At 58.1% G+C, this 15486-nt stretch carries 12 protein-coding genes; 1 reads left to right on the top strand and 11 read right to left on the bottom strand.

Annotated elements, in window-relative coordinates; translation table 11 throughout:
• Nucleotides 1-181: 181 nt before the first annotated feature.
• The 10 genes from ACM110_RS05505 to ACM110_RS05460 all read right to left on the bottom strand — a co-directional run bounded on the left by ACM110_RS05505 (nt 182) and on the right by ACM110_RS05460 (nt 12093).
• On the bottom strand, nt 182-1549 hold the full coding sequence (locus ACM110_RS05505; RefSeq protein ID WP_416126938.1) for a TolC family outer membrane protein: 1368 nt from the start codon (nt 1547-1549) through the stop codon (nt 182-184).
• 2 nt (nt 1550-1551) lie between these two features.
• Entirely contained in the window at nt 1552-2901 is a 1350-nt protein-coding gene (locus tag ACM110_RS05500; protein ID WP_416126937.1) for an HlyD family type I secretion periplasmic adaptor subunit, read from the bottom strand.
• Nucleotides 2898-4673, bottom strand: a complete 1776-nt coding sequence (locus ACM110_RS05495) for a type I secretion system permease/ATPase (protein ID WP_416126936.1) — start codon at nt 4671-4673, stop codon at nt 2898-2900. The genes ACM110_RS05500 and ACM110_RS05495 overlap by 4 nt, the downstream gene beginning before the upstream one ends.
• A 186-nt stretch (nt 4674-4859) precedes the next feature.
• Entirely contained in the window at nt 4860-5279 is a 420-nt protein-coding gene (locus ACM110_RS05490) for an AprI/Inh family metalloprotease inhibitor (protein ID WP_416126935.1), read from the bottom strand.
• Nucleotides 5280-5378: 99 nt separating this feature from the next.
• A complete protein-coding gene (locus ACM110_RS05485; RefSeq protein ID WP_416126934.1) occupies nt 5379-6836 on the bottom strand; it encodes a serralysin family metalloprotease in 1458 nt (485 codons plus the stop codon).
• 902 nt (nt 6837-7738) lie between these two features.
• On the bottom strand, nt 7739-8197 hold the full coding sequence (locus tag ACM110_RS05480; protein ID WP_416126933.1) for an REP-associated tyrosine transposase: 459 nt from the start codon (nt 8195-8197) through the stop codon (nt 7739-7741).
• 92 nt (nt 8198-8289) lie between these two features.
• Nucleotides 8290-9375 carry a polyamine ABC transporter substrate-binding protein gene (locus ACM110_RS05475; protein ID WP_416126932.1) on the bottom strand — a complete coding sequence of 362 codons (1086 nt, stop codon included), beginning with the start codon at nt 9373-9375 and terminating at the stop codon, nt 8290-8292.
• Between the two features lie 72 nt (nt 9376-9447).
• Nucleotides 9448-9789: a cupin domain-containing protein gene (locus ACM110_RS05470; RefSeq protein WP_033054953.1), complete on the bottom strand. Its 342-nt coding sequence runs from the start codon at nt 9787-9789 to the stop codon at nt 9448-9450.
• A 30-nt stretch (nt 9790-9819) separates the two neighbouring features.
• A complete protein-coding gene (locus tag ACM110_RS05465; RefSeq protein ID WP_416126931.1) occupies nt 9820-11226 on the bottom strand; it encodes an NAD(P)/FAD-dependent oxidoreductase in 1407 nt (468 codons plus the stop codon).
• Between the two features lie 51 nt (nt 11227-11277).
• Nucleotides 11278-12093 (bottom strand): helix-turn-helix domain-containing protein, encoded by an 816-nt coding sequence (locus ACM110_RS05460; RefSeq protein ID WP_416126930.1) that lies wholly within the window; start codon nt 12091-12093, stop codon nt 11278-11280.
• Nucleotides 12094-12355: 262 nt separating this feature from the next.
• Here ACM110_RS05460 and ACM110_RS05455 point away from each other — a divergent pair, with 262 nt between their 5' ends.
• Nucleotides 12356-12628, top strand: a complete 273-nt coding sequence (locus tag ACM110_RS05455) for a DUF1652 domain-containing protein (protein ID WP_047538622.1) — start codon at nt 12356-12358, stop codon at nt 12626-12628.
• A 137-nt stretch (nt 12629-12765) separates the two neighbouring features.
• Here the strand turns inward: ACM110_RS05455 and ACM110_RS05450 are convergent, their stop codons facing one another.
• The gene (locus ACM110_RS05450; RefSeq protein ID WP_416126929.1) at nt 12766-15240 is read right to left on the bottom strand and encodes a UvrD-helicase domain-containing protein; all 2475 of its coding nucleotides are present in this window, start codon (nt 15238-15240) and stop codon (nt 12766-12768) included.
• Nucleotides 15241-15486 lie beyond the last annotated feature (246 nt).

Raw genomic sequence — 15486 nt, 5'->3', positions numbered from 1 at the left:
TTGCCTCTCTCTTTGTTGGAATTGTCAGAGATAGCTCACAACCGAAGCGCCGCGATCAGGGGCACCCCAGAGCCCAAGTTGGAACTGCCGCAGGCTGTGATCTTTTGATCTTAGTTTTTCAGTGCCCTTGAAGGCGCCACGGATCAAAAGATCGCAGCCTGCGGCAGCTCCTACAGGGGGGTTATCGAGTTTTAGGGCCTTGGCCGAACGCTTCGTCAACTCTCGCCAGATCCTGTTCACTCAAGGTTCCGGCGTAGTAATGCAATTTGGTCCAGGCCATCAAATAGTCGTAGCGGGCCTGAGCGAGGTCGCGGCGGGTGGTGTAGAGCTGCTGCTCGGCGTTCAGTGCATCGAGGTTGACCCGTTCGCCGCCCAGAATGCTTTGCTTGGTCGACACCACCAGCGCTTCGGCGGAGATCAGGGCTTTCTGGTACGCGCGCAATTTGCTCACCCCCGACAGGCAGGCGCTGAATTGCCGACGCAACTCGATCAGGGTTTCCCGGGTCTTGCCGTCCAGTTCGTATTCAGCCTGCTCCATGGCGCGGCTGGCCTGGCGGGTCGACGCCGAAACACCGCCACCGGCATACAGCGGCACGTTGACTTCGATGCCGATGGTGTTGGTGTCGTAGCGCTGGTTGTAGGTGTTGCCGCTTTCCGATTCGTTCTGGCGCACCGTGGCGTAGGCGCTGACCTTGGGCAAGTGCCCGGCCCGATTGCGTTCGACCTCGTAACGCGCCACGTCCAGCGCCTGACGCTGGGAAGCCAGGGTCGGGTTGTTAGCCACGGCCATTTCATGCCAGGTATCGTAATTGGCCGGTTGCAGCGTGAAGGTCTGGAAGTTCTGGTCCAGCGGCGCCAAGTCGTTGATGTCGACCGCTGGCACGCCAATCAGCGCACCGAGTTCGCGCAGGGATGCATCCTGCTCGTTGCGCGCCTCGATTTCCTCGGCGGTGGCCAGCTCGTAGCGCGACTCGGCTTCAAGGATGTCAGTGCGCGTGCCTTCGCCTTGGCGGAACATCTGTTCGTTTTGCTGAAACTGCTGCTCGAAGGCCTTCTTTTTGGCCAGGGCGATGTCGATCTGGTCCTGGGCAAACAATGCGTTGGTGTAGTTTTCCAGCACCCGCACCAGCAACTCCTGGCTCTTGCCGCGAAAGTTTTCGTCGGCAAACAGCGACTGCGCCACGCCTTTGCGGTATGCCGCGTAGGCCTCGTAGTCGAGCAACGGTTGTTGCAGGGTCAGGCTGGAGCCGTAACTGCTGTAGTTGCGGTCGTCACTCTGATTTTGCCCGCGCTCGTTGAGGTACGTAACCTTAGAGCTGTTGCGGCCCTTGTTGTAGTTGTAACCCAGTTTCGGCAGCAGTCCGGCACGGCCGATCGCGCGGTTTTCCAGGCCCGCATCACGTTCCTTGATGGCGCCGAGGAACACCGGATCATTACGCAGTGCCTGCTCATAAACGTCGAACGGCCCCATGGCCGCGACTGCCGGGCTACCCGTGAGCAGCATCATCACCGCCCCAAGTATGGAAAGCTTATTCATACAGCCGAACATCCTTATTCCTCGGTCAACGCGGAGCCTGCCCGGTCGAGCAGCGGTTTGAACAGATAGTTGAGGAGTGAACGTTCACCGGTGCGCACGAACATTTCCGCCGGCATGCCGGGCTTGATCACCAGGCCATTGAGTTTTTCCATGGCCTGATCGCTGACACTGCTGCGAAGCACGTAATACGGCGCGCCGGTTTTCTCGTCGACCATCTGGTCGGCGGAGATCAGGCTGACTTCACCGGGAACACGCGGGGTGCGGCTCTGGTTGAACGCGGTGAACAGGATGTCGACCGGCAAATGCGGCCCGACCTTGTCGATCAGGTTGACCGGCAGGCGTCCTTCCACTTCCAGGCGCGTGTCCTGGGGCACGATCTCCAACAGGTTTTCGCCCTGACGCACCACCGCGCCGACCGTGTGAACACTGAGGTTGACTGCAATGCCATCGGCCGTGGCGATGATTTCGCTATGTTGCAGGTCGAACCCGGCGGAGGTCAATTGCTCCTCAAGGGTCACGCTCTTGAGTTGCGCGTCGGCCAGTTGCGTGCGCACTTCTTTCTGGTATTCCTCGATGTGCTGTTGCAGCTTCAAGCGCGATTCGACAATGCCCTGCTCCACCCGGCCGCTTTCACCGAGGTTTTCCGCCAGTTGTTGCTGCACTTGCGACAGTTGCCGCTGGTACTCCATCAAGCGGTTGCGCGGGATGTAGCCGTTTTCCGCCAGTGGCGTCAGATTGCTCAGCTGTTGCTGCAAGGAATCTGCCTGAGCGCTCAAGTCGGTACGGGCGCGGCGCATACCGGCCAGTTGCGCACCCGCGCCTTCAATACTGGCGCGCAAGGCTGCCTGCTCACGGGCGAAAGCATCGCGGCGACTGCTGAACAACTGGCGCTGGCCTTCCAGCACCAACGCCAGTCGCGGGTCTGGATCGTTGCTCAGCTCGGCGGGGAAATTCACTTGCTTGAGGTTGTCCCGTTCGCTCTGCCAGCGAGCGAGGCTGGCCCAGGCCATGCGGTATTGCGCTCGCAGCGACTGGACGTCCGCAGCGACCTGGGTCTGGTCGAGTTGAAACAACGGCTGGCCTTGTTTCACCACTTGACCTTCACGCACCAGAATCTGGCTGACCACGCCGCTGCTCATCGACTGCACGGCTTTGCGTTTGCCAGATACCACCACCGTGCCTTGCACCGGGATGCCCTGATCGAGCGGCGCCAAACTGGCCCAGGTAAAGAAACTGCCGGCACCGACCAGCGCCAGTATCCAGCCCAACCGGACGAAATAACGGGCATCGCGTTCCGGCTGCTGGGCAAGGTAGTCCTGTTCCATCGCCACTTCATTACGCGCGTTCATCTGTGTGCCGCTCATACGCCGCTGTTCCTTGTCGTGGGCTGAGACTGTCGGCTCATGCTGAGCCCGCCCGGTGCCTGTGCGGCCTTTTCATGCTGGGCTTGCTGAGCCCCCGCGAGCGCCTTGAGTACGTCCTGGCTCGGACCGAACGCTTGCAGGCGTCCGTCGTTGAGGACCAGTAACTTATCGGCCTGGGCCAGTGCGCAGGAGCGATGGGTCACCAGAATCACGCTGGTGCCCTGGACTTTCAATTGTGCGATCGCGCTAGCCAGCGCCGCTTCGCCCACGGTGTCGAGGTTGGAGTTCGGTTCATCCAGCACCACCAGGCTCGGCTGGCCATACAGTGCGCGAGCAAGTGCCACGCGCTGTTTCTGTCCGCCGGACAGGCCGCCGCCATCTTCGCCAAGCATGGTGTCGTAGCCTTGCGGCAGACGCAGGATCAGTTCATGAACCCCGGCCTGCTGCGCGGCGGCGACGACTTGTTGTGGATCGGCTTCGCGGAAACGCGCGATGTTTTGCGCAATGCTGCCGCTGAACAACTCGATGTCCTGCGGCAGGTAGCCGATGTAGGGACCGAGGTCGTCGCGGTTCCAGCGATGGATATCCGCGCCGTCCAGCCGCACCGTACCGCCGAGGGTCGGCCAGACGCCCACGAGCACCCGCGCCAGTGTCGATTTGCCGGAACCCGAAGCACCGAGCACGCCCAGTACTTCCCCTGCGGCAAGACTGAAATTGACCATGTGCAAGGTCGCCGTGCGTTGCCCCGGTGGGCCCGCGCTGACTTGCTCAAAGCTGATCTGGCCCTTCGGTGCCGGCAGCGCCATGGCTTCGTCACTCGGCGGAAAGGATTGCAACAACGCGTCGAGGCGCTGATAAGCGAGTTTCGCGCCGCTCCACTGCTTCCAGACGGCAATCAACTGATCGATGGGGCTCAGCACGCGGCCCATCAGGATCGAGCCGGCAATCATCATCCCGGCGGTCATGTTGCCCTTGATCACCAACAATGCGCCGAGGCCCAGAACCAGCGATTGCAGGCACAGGCGCAGGGTTTTGCTCAAGGAACTGATAGCGGCACCGGTATCGCTGGCCTGGTTCTGCAGGCCGAGGAAGCGCGAATGCACCTGGAACCAACGGCTGCGCAAAGCCCCCAGCATGCCCATGGCCTGAATGGTTTCGGCGTTGTGCAAATGACTGGAAGCCAGTTGGCTGGATTGTTGGGAGTAGCCGGCGGCTTCACCCAGGGGCTTTTTGGTCATCGACTCATTCAGCCACGCCAGTGCTATCAGCAGCAGCGCGCCTGCGGTGGCAAAAACGCCGAGCCAGACATTGAACAGGTAGATCACCAACAGATACACCGGGAACCACGGCGCATCGAAGAACGCGAACAACGCAGGGCCGGTGACGAACTGGCGAATATGCGTCAGATCTCCCAGCGACTGCCCGGCGTTGCCTTCGCCTTTGAACAGGTTGCGCTCGAATGCGGCCTGATAGACCCGTAGATTGAAACGTCGCTCCAGCTGACTGCCAATCCGGATAACGATGAAACTGCGGACCGCTTCCAGTAAACCGATAAAGGCAAAGAAACCGACAATCATCAGCGACAGCATGACCAGCGTTGTCTCGTTCTGCGAAGACAGGACGCGGTCATAGACTTGCAGCATATAAATAGAGGGCGCCAACATCAGAATATTGATCAGGGCGGTAAAACAACCGACGCTGATCAAGATGCTTTTATACTCCCCCAGTGCCTTGATTAACGGTGCGGTGGCTGGGGCCTTCGCCATCTTCATGGGTTTTTCCTGAGCTGTCATTCATCGCCCTGTATCGGCGAGGTTTCAATTAACTGTCCGCACACGGGTCGAGACATTCTTTTTCCCGTCATCGTTTATCAATGAGTAATAACTCATCGTGCTTGATAACAGTTCGGGGGTTATCGATTAACCGCCGATACGGGCCATACACCATCGGCAAGTCGTTTAGGCAGGATTCGTCTGGCGCTTTAGGGTAATCCTCTGACCCGACTGCAAAGTGCCTTGATAAAGCCCTTCATGCTGTCGGCTGAGGAGCAGGATTCTTGAGCCTTCTTTACCCGTGATTGCAATGCCGTCCGGTTCGGGGAACCAGCCGCTTGGAGGCTCGCCCAGCCAGATGGCGAGGCAGTCCGCTCCATCGCCCAGGGTCTGGTTCGGCTGAAGCTCAATCGGGCAAGTGTGCGACGGATCGGCCGGTGCTTTGTGCGTCTCTTGCGCAGCATTCAGCGTGACCAGCCAATGGCCGGCCAACTCCGATGGATCCGCCAGTTTCAGGCTGCTTGCCATGGTTGTATCTCCAAAAAACATCGTCAGCACGGTCAGTAGCCACGCGCTGGTCTTGCAGGAAAAGACGCTGTGCGTCATAGGTTTTTTACTCCGGGGCCGCAGCCTTACTTACTGTCAGCATCGTTGCAAGGACAAAAAGCGGCGCCATCGGGCGCCGCCCTCCTATTTCACTTCAGATCAAGCAACGATGTCCGAGTAAGCGGCCTGGCCCACGGTACTGACCAGGAAATCCGCCACGCCATGCCCGGAGAAGTCGATCGATAACAGGCTGTTACCGCCCGACGTACTCAACACCGCATCGCCTATCGCCCCGGTAAAGGCGCTGACAAAATGCAGCCCGCTGCCGTTGGTGATGCCCGTCAGGTCGATCTTGTCCAGACCGCTGACGAAGTCGAGGATCTGGTCGGCCGTGCCCGGCCTGGAGTCGCTGCTGGCCGCGAACACGAAGGTGTCTGAACCTGCGCCGCCCCACAATTTGTCGGCACCACCGGCGCCGTAAAGAATGTCGTTGCCAGCACCGCCCTTCAGCTCGTTGGACACGCTGTTACCAATCAGCAGATCGTTGCCGGAACCGCCAATGGCATTCTCGACCGTGACGCCCTTGGCGATGGACACATTACCCACCAGGCCGCCGACGTCGGAGAACGAGGCTTCATTGAGGTTGATCTTCTGGTTCTGGGTAAAACCGGAGAAGTCCAGGGTGTCCTTGCCGCCGGCATCCCAGACCGAAAACACTACTTTATCCGCCGACGACGACGCACTGAGGAAATCGCGCCCTGCATTGGAGTTGAAGCCGTAGGTGGTATCGCCAGTACGGGTGGTGGTGTTGGCGCCGTAGAGTTTCTGGATGGCAGCAATGTCGTCCATCAACGGGCCGGACGAATAAGCTTCTACGCCGCCCTTGCTGAAGTTCTGGCTGGTATTGCTTTCACTCCAGTAACTCATGACGCTGTAGCCGCGGGTGTCTTGACCGTAGGAGGCGTCGTTATAGGTCGGTGCGCCCTCGCCCGCGTTGTAGTCGCCGGGGTGAGCCAGGCCCAGGGTGTGGCCGATTTCGTGGGTGAGGGTTTGCCGGCCATAGTTGTTCAGGTCCGGGGTTTTGTTGGGCGTGTAGCTGCTGTTGATCAGGTACCAGGATGTCCCGTCGTAACCCGCGCCGGTGCCCGGCAAATAAGCAAACGCCGCCGCGCCGTCCTGGCCGCCGCTGTAGTTGCCGAAGGTCATGTGACCGTCGCCGCCGCTGGCTTTCTCGGTGAAGGTAACATTGGCCACGTCAGCCCAGGATTGCATCGCGAGCACCGCTTGGGTTTTCTGCTGCGCGCTGAACTGACTGAACCCGGTAATACCGTGTTTGTACATCGTGCTCGACGATGCCGAAGTCAGGAACGTATAGGTCAGTTCAATTTTGCCGCTGCCATCCTTGTCCTGGTAAGCAGCGCCGTCGCGCACTAATTGGGTGGCTGCCTGATCGACGGAGAACGAGGGTTTGCCATTGACCGTGAGGTTGCCGCCGCGATCATATTGATGGCTGAAGCTATTGATCTGATTGAATGCAGAACTGCTGGCCGCTAATGCTGGCACCGGCAGCGCCGCCTGTTCGGCGGTATCAATAGCGAAGTCTTGTACTTTCGACATAAACACACTTCCTTGTTTAGCTATGGAACAGTTCTTGTCAGATAGAGACAATCCCTGGCGAGATCGTCCTATCACTCGCCCAATGAAGGCGAAAGAAAACTGACACATGTTGAAATCAAACGTCCACTACTTTTTTGACGTCAAAATGTGATCTTCCAGAAATAGCCCGGAAACAATGGGTGTGATGTGAAAGTAATTTTCTGTAAATACGTGCGAATAAATAATTGTCTAACAATCGACAATTTAATTATTAAATAGAAGTAAGTTCTTTGTATTAAAACAGTCTGACTTTTTGTGTTTAGTTTCTGCACTTACATAAACAAAGCTAAACATTCAGTGAGTAGTTTTTGGCTAATTACACCCATGGCACGCAGTCCTGTAGCCGCTGCCGCAGGCTGAATTCAACTGCGCAGTAGGCGCCGGGCAGGTATGTATTTAGCCTAATGGGAATTTGGAGGGCTGGATTACGACCGCTGCGCGGCCGAACGCAGGCTTCGCCAGCTGCTACAAAAACCAAGTCGTCCGCAGCTCTGTAGCAGCTGCCGCAGGCTGCGTTCGACTGCGCAGCAGGCGCCGGGCAGGTATGTATTTAGCCTGACGGGAATTTGGAGGGCTGGATTACGACCGCTGCGCGGCCGAACGCAGGCTTCGCCAGCTGCTACAAAAACCAAGTCGTCCGCAGCCCTGTAGCAACTGCCGCAGGCTGCGTTCGACTGCGCAGCAGACGCCGGGCAGGCAGTGTATTGAGCCTGACGGAAATTGGAGGGCTGGATTACGACCGCTGCGCGGCCGAACGCAGGCTTCGCAAGCTGCTACGAAAACCAAGTCGTCCGCAGCCCTGTAGCAGCTGCCGCAGGCTGCGTTCGACTGCGTAGCAGGCGCAACTCTGTAGTCGGATACACTCAGAGCCAGCATGCATCCCACAGCGGATAATCATGAACTCGCTGAACCAGCCCCGCCCGAATTGGGTTGGCAACAACATATCGAGCAAGATTTTTTATGTCCTCTTCTCGACGAACTGCACGATCGTGGTAGCCCTTCTGCCATAGACGTCCTCGCCGCCCCAGCGCCTGATTAACAGCAAGACTACTGCGCGATTTGATCCGGCACATCAGCTCGGCCAACGTTTTATGCCGCAGTTGTACCAAGCAGTGCATGTGATCAGGCATCACGATCCACGTCAGAAAATCAGCCCATTCTTCTTTTTGCGCTTTGTGCAATTCCAGCGCCACCAGCCTGCCCAACCGCCAATCGGAAAAAACCGGCTGTCGCCGATGGACCACTGCTGTCAGTAGATAGATGCGTCCAGGTTCTGAGAAACGACCAATGCGTAGATGACCGGCATTCGTACAGACAGGCATTCCATTGCCTCCTTATCCGCTGAAAGGAGGCCCGGAATCTACGGTGTAGCGACTCGGGGTGGCAGGTGCTTATCGCTACAAAAAATGACCAATTAGCTGCCCGTCCGAATCTTGTTCCAAACCCGCGTACGAATCCGGTCGATGTTCAGTGGCATCGCTTCCAGGGCGAACAATTTGCCCATCATGTCCGGACTTGGGTAGACCTTGGTGTCGTTCTTGATCGCCGGGTCGATGAGGCTGTCCGCCTGTTCGTTGCCATTGGCGTAGTGCACGTAGTTGCTGATGCTGGCCATCACGTCCGGGCGCAGGAGGTAGTTCATGAACGCATAGCCGGCCTTTTCGTCCGGGGCATCGACCGGCATGGCGACCATGTCGAACCAGATCGCAGCGCCTTCCTTGGGAATCGAGTAGCCGATGTCGATGCCGTTCTTGGCTTCCTTGGCACGGTTTTCCGCTTGCAGGATGTCGCCGGAGAACCCGACCGCCACGCAGATGTCGCCGTTGGCCAGGTCGCTGGTGTACTTGGACGAGTGGAAATAGCTGACGTATGGACGGACTTTCAGCAGCAGCGCTTCGGCCTTCTTGTAGTCTTCGGGGTTTTTACTGTGGTGCGGCAAGCCCAGGTAATTCAGCGCGGCAGGCAGCAGTTCGGGGCCATTGTCGAGGATGGCCACGCCGCACTTCTGCAGTTTCTGCATGTTTTCCGGCTTGAAGATCAGGTCCCAGGAATCCACGGGGGCGTTGTCGCCAAGCACCGCTTTGACCTTGGCGATGTTGTAGCCGATGCCGGTGCTGCCCCACAGATACGGGAAGCCGTGCTCGTTGCCCGGATCGTTGGTTTGCAAGGCCTTGAGCAATACAGGATTGAGATTCTTCCAGTTCGGCAACTGGCTTTTGTCGAGCTTTTTCAGCGCCCCGCCTTCGATCTGCCGGGCCATGAAGTGGTTGGACGGGAACACCACGTCATAACCGGATTTGCCGGTCATCAGCTTGCCATCGAGGGTTTCGTTGCTGTCGTAGACGTCGTAGGTGAAGGCGATGCCGGTTTCTTTCTGGAAGTTCTTCGTGGTATCCGGCGCGATGTAGTCAGACCAGTTGTAGATTTTGACGGTTTCAGCCGCCTGGCTGATTGAAGCGACGAGCATCAGCGGCGCCAGGGTCAGGGTCTTTCGGATCATGAGTCGATTCCTGTATGGGTTTGTTTTTGTTGGCAGGCAATCAAGGGATCAGCTTTTAGTTTTTTAGAGATTTCAGAAAATCAAAACGTAGGTCTTGCGCACGGTTTCCTGGATATCCCAGATACCGAGGCTATTGGCCGGCAACATCAATGCGTCACCCGCTTCTATATGCAAGGTTTCACCGTCGTCCGGGGTGAACGTGCAGCGGCCCTGGATGAAGTGACAGAATTCCTGGGCGACAATCTGCCGCCGCCAGCGGCCGGGCGTGCATTCCCAGACGCCGGTTTCGACGCCGTCGTCGCGCTCGACACTCGTGGTCGACGCCACCGCCACGGGCGTACCCAAAGGCACGGCGACCGGATTGGACTCTTCCAGCTTCAGGGTTGCGGTGTTCTTGAATTGCGTGATGCTCATGGGAATACCTGTCGAAAAAACGTCGTTTATTTAGTGCATGAAACCTTCCATGAACCCCGCGACCCCACTGGCGAGCTTGCGCCGCCAGGGTGCAGTGGCCGGGTTGGCCAGGGTCTGGTCTTCGTGGACGAAGCTGCGGATGATCGCGTTGTAACCGAGCCAGCGGCAGGGTTCGGGCTCCCACGCCCTGAGCGCCTTGAGGCCGCTCTGTGGAATGACCCACGGTTGATGGACCAGCTCGGTGTCGCGTTGCAGGATCAGATCGGCCAAGGTTCGCCCGCCCAGATTGCTGGCGCCCACGCCCTCCCCGCCATAACCGCCGGACAGGGCAATCCCGCTGGCGCGGTCGCAAAGCATGTGCGGTTTGAAGCGCCGGGACATGCCCAGGTTGCCGCCCCAGCCGTGAGTGATCTGCACGTTCTTGAGTTGCGGGAACAGTTCGCCGAACAGATAGCGGCGCAGCTCGATTTCGCTGCTGGTCAGGTCGAAGTCATGACGCAACCGTCCGGCAAACCGGTATCCACCACGAGCGCCGAAGATCAACCGATTGTCGGCGGTGCGCTGGCCGTAAGTGACCTGACGACTGCTTTCGCTGAAGGCCTGGCCGCGACTCAGGCCGATCTCGTCCCAAGTGGCGGCGGACAGTGGCTCGGTAGCGACGATCAGGCTTTGTACCGGCAACTGATAGCGGCCCAATGGCGGCAACGTCACCGAGTAACCTTCCACAGCCGGCACCACCCAATGGCTGCGCACCGAGGCTTTGGCTGTGCGCAGGCCGCCCGACTGCCATTGCGTCACCGGGCTGTTTTCATAAATCCGTACACCCATGCGCTCGACCGTGCGCGCCAGTCCGCGTACCAGTTTCGCCGGGTGAATAGTCGCTACGTGCGGGGCATAAATGCCGCCATACGGTTTGGCAACGCGAATTTGCTGCGCCAGCTGTTCCGGGCTCAGCCAGCGGTAATCGCTTTCGTTGAGACCTTGTTTGTAGAGCTTGTCCAGATACTGGCGAAGGCTGGTTTCCTGTTCGGGATACCGCGCGGCGCAGTACAGCGCTCCACCTTTGCGATAATCACAGTCGATGCCTTCACGTTCGAGGACAATTTCCACTTCATCGGGGATGTTGTGCAGCACGTCGTAAGAGGCGCGGCGCTGCTCGGGGGATGAATCTGCAAGCAGGCGATCTTCGCCCAGCAGATTGCCCATCAACCAGCCACCATTACGCCCCGAGGCGCCAAAACCGGCGGTTTGCGCCTCGATGATGGCGATGTTCAGCTCGGGCGCCTGACGCTTGAGGTAATACGCGGTCCACAGCCCGGTATAACCGGCGCCGATGATCGCCACGTCGATATCCAGATCCTGTACCAGCGCCGGACGCGCCTGGAGCGGCTCGTCGAGTTGGTCCATCCACAAACTGATAGTGCGCCACGCCGGCATGCAAGACTCCGCCACTCAAAACTTCGATGGCGTTGATCCTAGTGCGTGGGCTTAGACGGTGTCTTGCGCGCGTGCACGCAAAGAAATTTGTTTGGCGTAGGCCTTGGGCGACAGGCCAGTGTGCTGGCGGAAACAGCTGTAGAACGCCGACAACGAATTGAACCCGGCGGCGAACGCCAGCTCATCGATGCGCAGCGGCGGCGTGGCTTTATCCAGTGCGTCGAGCAAATGTTGCAGGCGGGCCTGGTTGACGTAGCGATAGAAGCTCTGGCCGAGCACCTGATTGAGCAGATAGGAAATCTGGTTGCGGCTATATCCGCATTCCTTCGCCACCCGTTGCAGGTCGAGTTCAGGGTCAAGATAGGGTTGCTGGCGCTGAAAGTACTGCTGCAGGTCGTCTGCCATGAAACTCAGCTGGCGCGGTGACAAGCCGAGGCGACTGACGGCCGGACGCTGATTGCTGGCGACTTTGCTCGCGGGTTGTTCATGCACCAGTGAAGCATATTCGTTGACCCGCCAGATCAATCCATCCTTGACCGTGATCGCCTCGCTGGCGCGAAACGAGACCAACCCTTCGCCGCCGCGCAGGGTAATGCGGTACTGAATGAACGCCGTGTTGCCATCCAGGCGAATGCGGTCGGAATGCTCCAGCGCCTCATCCGGATCACGGGGCATGCTGCTGCGCACGTATTCACGCAATTCGTCCAGGCCCATCACCCGGTTCTGGAAAAAATCGCTGTACTGGATCTCGGGGTGATACAGCGCCATGACGCCGTCCAGATCCCGGTGTTTCCAGCGCAAGTGGTAGCGCATGACCGTCTCGCCCGTGGCCTGGGTTTGCTGTGGGCCATCATCCTCGGCGTGCATAAAGGTCTCGACGAAAAAAACCGAGCTTGCCCAACTTCTGCGGCTGCTTCAACGATTAAACCTGTATCGGCTTTTTTCCGAAAACGTTTGCGCGTGACAGTACGAATAAAAAATGCGAAGCAATCGCCAAACGGCCTGAAAATTCCACATTTTTTTCACATCCAGGTGCTACTTTTAAAGTCTGTCACTGGTTGAGCCATTGAAGGTTCTTCCCTCCTAACGTGAGCTAAAGGAAGCGCTCGATGAAGAAGGCGGGCAACACATGAATAAAGGGTTCAGCAAGGTCACTTTTCCAAATGCCTGCCAGCTGATGCGCTGGCATTTTCATCCCATGGGTTTCGAGGCGAGCATGGATGCCCCGGGCAGCATGATTGCCCGTCTGTTTGACCGAGCCACTGGCGAGACCATGATCGCCATTGCCGGGATCCCTTGCGCGACGGTCATGAATGCCGCCGATGTCGAACGAATAATTGAAGCTGTGGAGGATGAGCTTGAGACATTCATTCCCCCCGTAGCCCTCAGGAGTTATGCCTGAAGGCCGAGTGATCGCAAAAAGCCCACGTCATGTGGGCTTTTTCTTGGGTAAAGGTCAAAAGATCGCAGCCTTCGGCAGCTCCTACATTGGAATGCATATCCCTGTAGGAACTGCCGAAGGCTGCGATCTTTAAAGATTTACGCCGAAGCTTTGCCCTGTCGATGATCGGCGAAGAACGCCTTGCCCTTGCCGATCCGGTCCGAAGCCTTGGGGCTGTTCACCGCCTGATTGTCCTGCCCATCGACATACCAATAGCAATGACTCACGGCCCGGGTGATCCCCACGTAGGCCAGGCGCAGGATTTCGTCCTTTTGCGCGTTGTCGTACGGATCGCTGTCGCCGGCCTTGCCCAATCCGGCCATTCGATAGACCTGATTCTTGTAAGGTGAACTGGTCAGGTGCTGGCAATCGCCGAGCAGGAAGACAGCATCGGCCTGCAAGCCCTTGGCGCTGTGGTAGGTCAATTGTTTCAGGCGTCGAGACTCGTACGGCAAGCTAGAATCAACATTAACTACAGTCTGAATATGCTCTTCTATCAATAACTTATCGCTACTTTTTCGATAAAGCATCAAGATCGAATCGCCCTTTCGGTAATGCTCCATCAGGCGCTGGGCCATCCCCGCGTCGTCGCGATCCAGCACATTCACCGGCAGCAGATCCTTCGTCTCGCCGCTGGCCTTGGCCTTCTTGCCGGCAATCGCCGGCGCGGCACGCACGATGTGTTCCGCCGCGTCGATGATGTGCTGGTGGCTGCGGTAGTTGTCGCTGAGCATCACCTTGGTGGTGCTCGGCGAGGAGAACTCCTTGTTGAACTCCATGAAGTAGCTCGGCGAACTGCCGCGCCAGCCGTAAATCGACTGCCAGTCATCCCCGACGCACAGCAACGATGAGCGCTGGGCGCCTCGCCCTACGTGCATCGCCGGGCCGCGACTGCGGATTTCGGCCAGGCTGGCGCGAATCCAGGAAACAATCTGCGGCGATACGTCCTGAAACTCATCGATCATCAGGTGCGACAGCGGCCGCAGCAACTCATCACTCAGCAGCTTGAGGTTTTCCGGTGAGTGCTCGCTGAACAAGGCGAACATCCGGTTGTAGGTCATGATCGGTGGCTTTTGGTCGAGCAAATGATCTTCCAACGCTCGCCAGTACAGACTCAAGGCTTCGAAGAAAAACCGATCGGGGTCGTCCTTGCCAAAACTCATCTGGCCCACTGCCGTCGGCACATCCAGACCGAGGTTTTCGATGAACCCGGCAGCAGCGGCAAAACAGTCGAGTAACGGTGCGGAGGCGAGTTCGCCCTTGACCTTGTAATCGAAGCCCGGACCGGCACTGGCGTCGCCAGCCAAGGAAGCCAAAACACGCTTCGATGATTCGTAACTATCAAGCCATATCAATGGCTTACGACAGAAAGCTTGAAACAGGGTGCGCTTTACCGCCCACTCTGCACGCACCGTCAGCTTGGCGTTCGGACGGGTGACCTGTGGGTTTTCCCGAGGATCGAAGCCCAATACCACCCAGGCATCCAGGGACGGAATATAGCCGTGGCAATGGAATGTCGAACCGTTGATATCGAAGGACTGGCGCTTTTGTTCGATGCCTTTGATTGGCCAGGCCTTGGCCCGAAACCACAAATCCTCAATCGTGTCGCAGAGTTCATCATCGCGCTTGGCGGCCAGTTCAGTCACGGCCATGCGCTTTTGCACGTCCGGGTGATCGCGTTCCAGCTCCTTGAGCTGCAAGGCGTGACGCGACAACGGCTTGATCAGTTCGCGGAAGCGTTCATCGCGGGTGTGCAACGCGTGGTAACAGGCATTGAGTTGTTGGCGTTGGGCGTCGTTGATGCGCAGGTCGAACGGATTGCTGTCCGCCTCTTCATTGCCATTTTGCGCACGCAGACTTAGGTTTTCGAAAGCTTGCAGGCGTTCGAAGCCCGGCAGGCTGCGAACCATCGGTAGAATCCGCGAGTGGAAGGTGCGCACCAGATCCCGCGCCTCCTTGAAACTGAGCGCTCGCCCCCAGAGCGCGAACAGTTCAATCAACTTGTTGATGAAGTCCTTGCGCGACTCGCGGGTGAACGTCACCACGGTCATCGAACTCAACTCGAATCCCAGATAGTGCGTCAGCAACACGATGCGCAGAACAAGCGTCGTCGACTTGCCCGCACCCGCGCCGGCGATCACCGATGTTGAAGGCGTGTCGCTGAAGATCATCTTCCACTGCGCGGCGCTGGGTTGTGCGTGGGCCGGCAGCAATCGAGCGACATCGGCTTTCATGCGCTTCTTTAATTCAGCGTTCAGCGGCAGGCGCCAATCGTCGAACAAATGATCATCAATGTTGGGTGGCCGATGTTCGGTGCTGCGCGAGTCGCGGATCAGCAGGACCTGTCGGCCTTCTTCCAGTCCCTCGAGCTTGCCTTCCTTATAGCCATATTCCACGCCGGCCGTGTGGCCGCTGCGAAAGCCATCCGCCTGGCCATGCAGCCAGGATGCGCGGTGTTGTGCGCGCAGTCGTGTCAGGCCATGACCAAAGAAACGGGCGGCCAGACGCTTGAGCAGCGGCATCTCGGCCAGAGGACGAAGTTCAGGCGGAAGATCGGGGGTGTGTTGCGACACGCGGACGGACTCCAGGGTGTGAGGCTGTTGCGGGCTATGGTGTCTGCATTTGTCGTTGAGTTCTAGTGAAATGCTTATGACTCATTGGCTTATGCGCTGAACTGAAGGCTGGGTGAGAATGTTTCGAGGTTATTTCATATCTAACAATTCGATGCTTATGAGGCATTTTTTACGCTTTTTATCGATTGTTGGCTGAAGGATGATGCCCGTCATCAACCACCGGTCTCGCTTCATGGCCCAGGCGCC

It is taken from the genome of Pseudomonas sp. NFX98, assembly GCF_047784845.1.
Taxonomy (GTDB): Bacteria; Pseudomonadota; Gammaproteobacteria; order Pseudomonadales; family Pseudomonadaceae; genus Aquipseudomonas.
This window is presented reverse-complemented; position numbering and strand designations above follow the sequence as displayed.

What these genes read in the sequence shown, in the direction of transcription:
- ACM110_RS05465 (WP_416126931.1), bottom strand. Translation starts at nt 11,226, where the DNA reads ATGCCGGCGTGGCGCACTATCAGTTTGTGGATGGACCAACTCGACGAG.
- ACM110_RS05460 (WP_416126930.1), bottom strand. Translation starts at nt 12,093, where the DNA reads ATGCACGCCGAGGATGATGGCCCACAGCAAACCCAGGCCACGGGCGAG.
- ACM110_RS05495 (WP_416126936.1), bottom strand. Translation starts at nt 4,673, where the DNA reads ATGAAGATGGCGAAGGCCCCAGCCACCGCACCGTTAATCAAGGCACTG.
- ACM110_RS05505 (WP_416126938.1), bottom strand. Translation starts at nt 1,549, where the DNA reads ATGTTCGGCTGTATGAATAAGCTTTCCATACTTGGGGCGGTGATGATG.
- ACM110_RS05475 (WP_416126932.1), bottom strand. Translation starts at nt 9,375, where the DNA reads ATGATCCGAAAGACCCTGACCCTGGCGCCGCTGATGCTCGTCGCTTCA.
- ACM110_RS05490 (WP_416126935.1), bottom strand. Translation starts at nt 5,279, where the DNA reads ATGACGCACAGCGTCTTTTCCTGCAAGACCAGCGCGTGGCTACTGACC.
- ACM110_RS05455 (WP_047538622.1), top strand. Translation starts at nt 12,356, where the DNA reads ATGAATAAAGGGTTCAGCAAGGTCACTTTTCCAAATGCCTGCCAGCTG.
- ACM110_RS05485 (WP_416126934.1), bottom strand. Translation starts at nt 6,836, where the DNA reads ATGTCGAAAGTACAAGACTTCGCTATTGATACCGCCGAACAGGCGGCG.
- ACM110_RS05470 (WP_033054953.1), bottom strand. Translation starts at nt 9,789, where the DNA reads ATGAGCATCACGCAATTCAAGAACACCGCAACCCTGAAGCTGGAAGAG.
- ACM110_RS05480 (WP_416126933.1), bottom strand. Translation starts at nt 8,197, where the DNA reads ATGCCTGTCTGTACGAATGCCGGTCATCTACGCATTGGTCGTTTCTCA.
- ACM110_RS05500 (WP_416126937.1), bottom strand. Translation starts at nt 2,901, where the DNA reads ATGAGCGGCACACAGATGAACGCGCGTAATGAAGTGGCGATGGAACAG.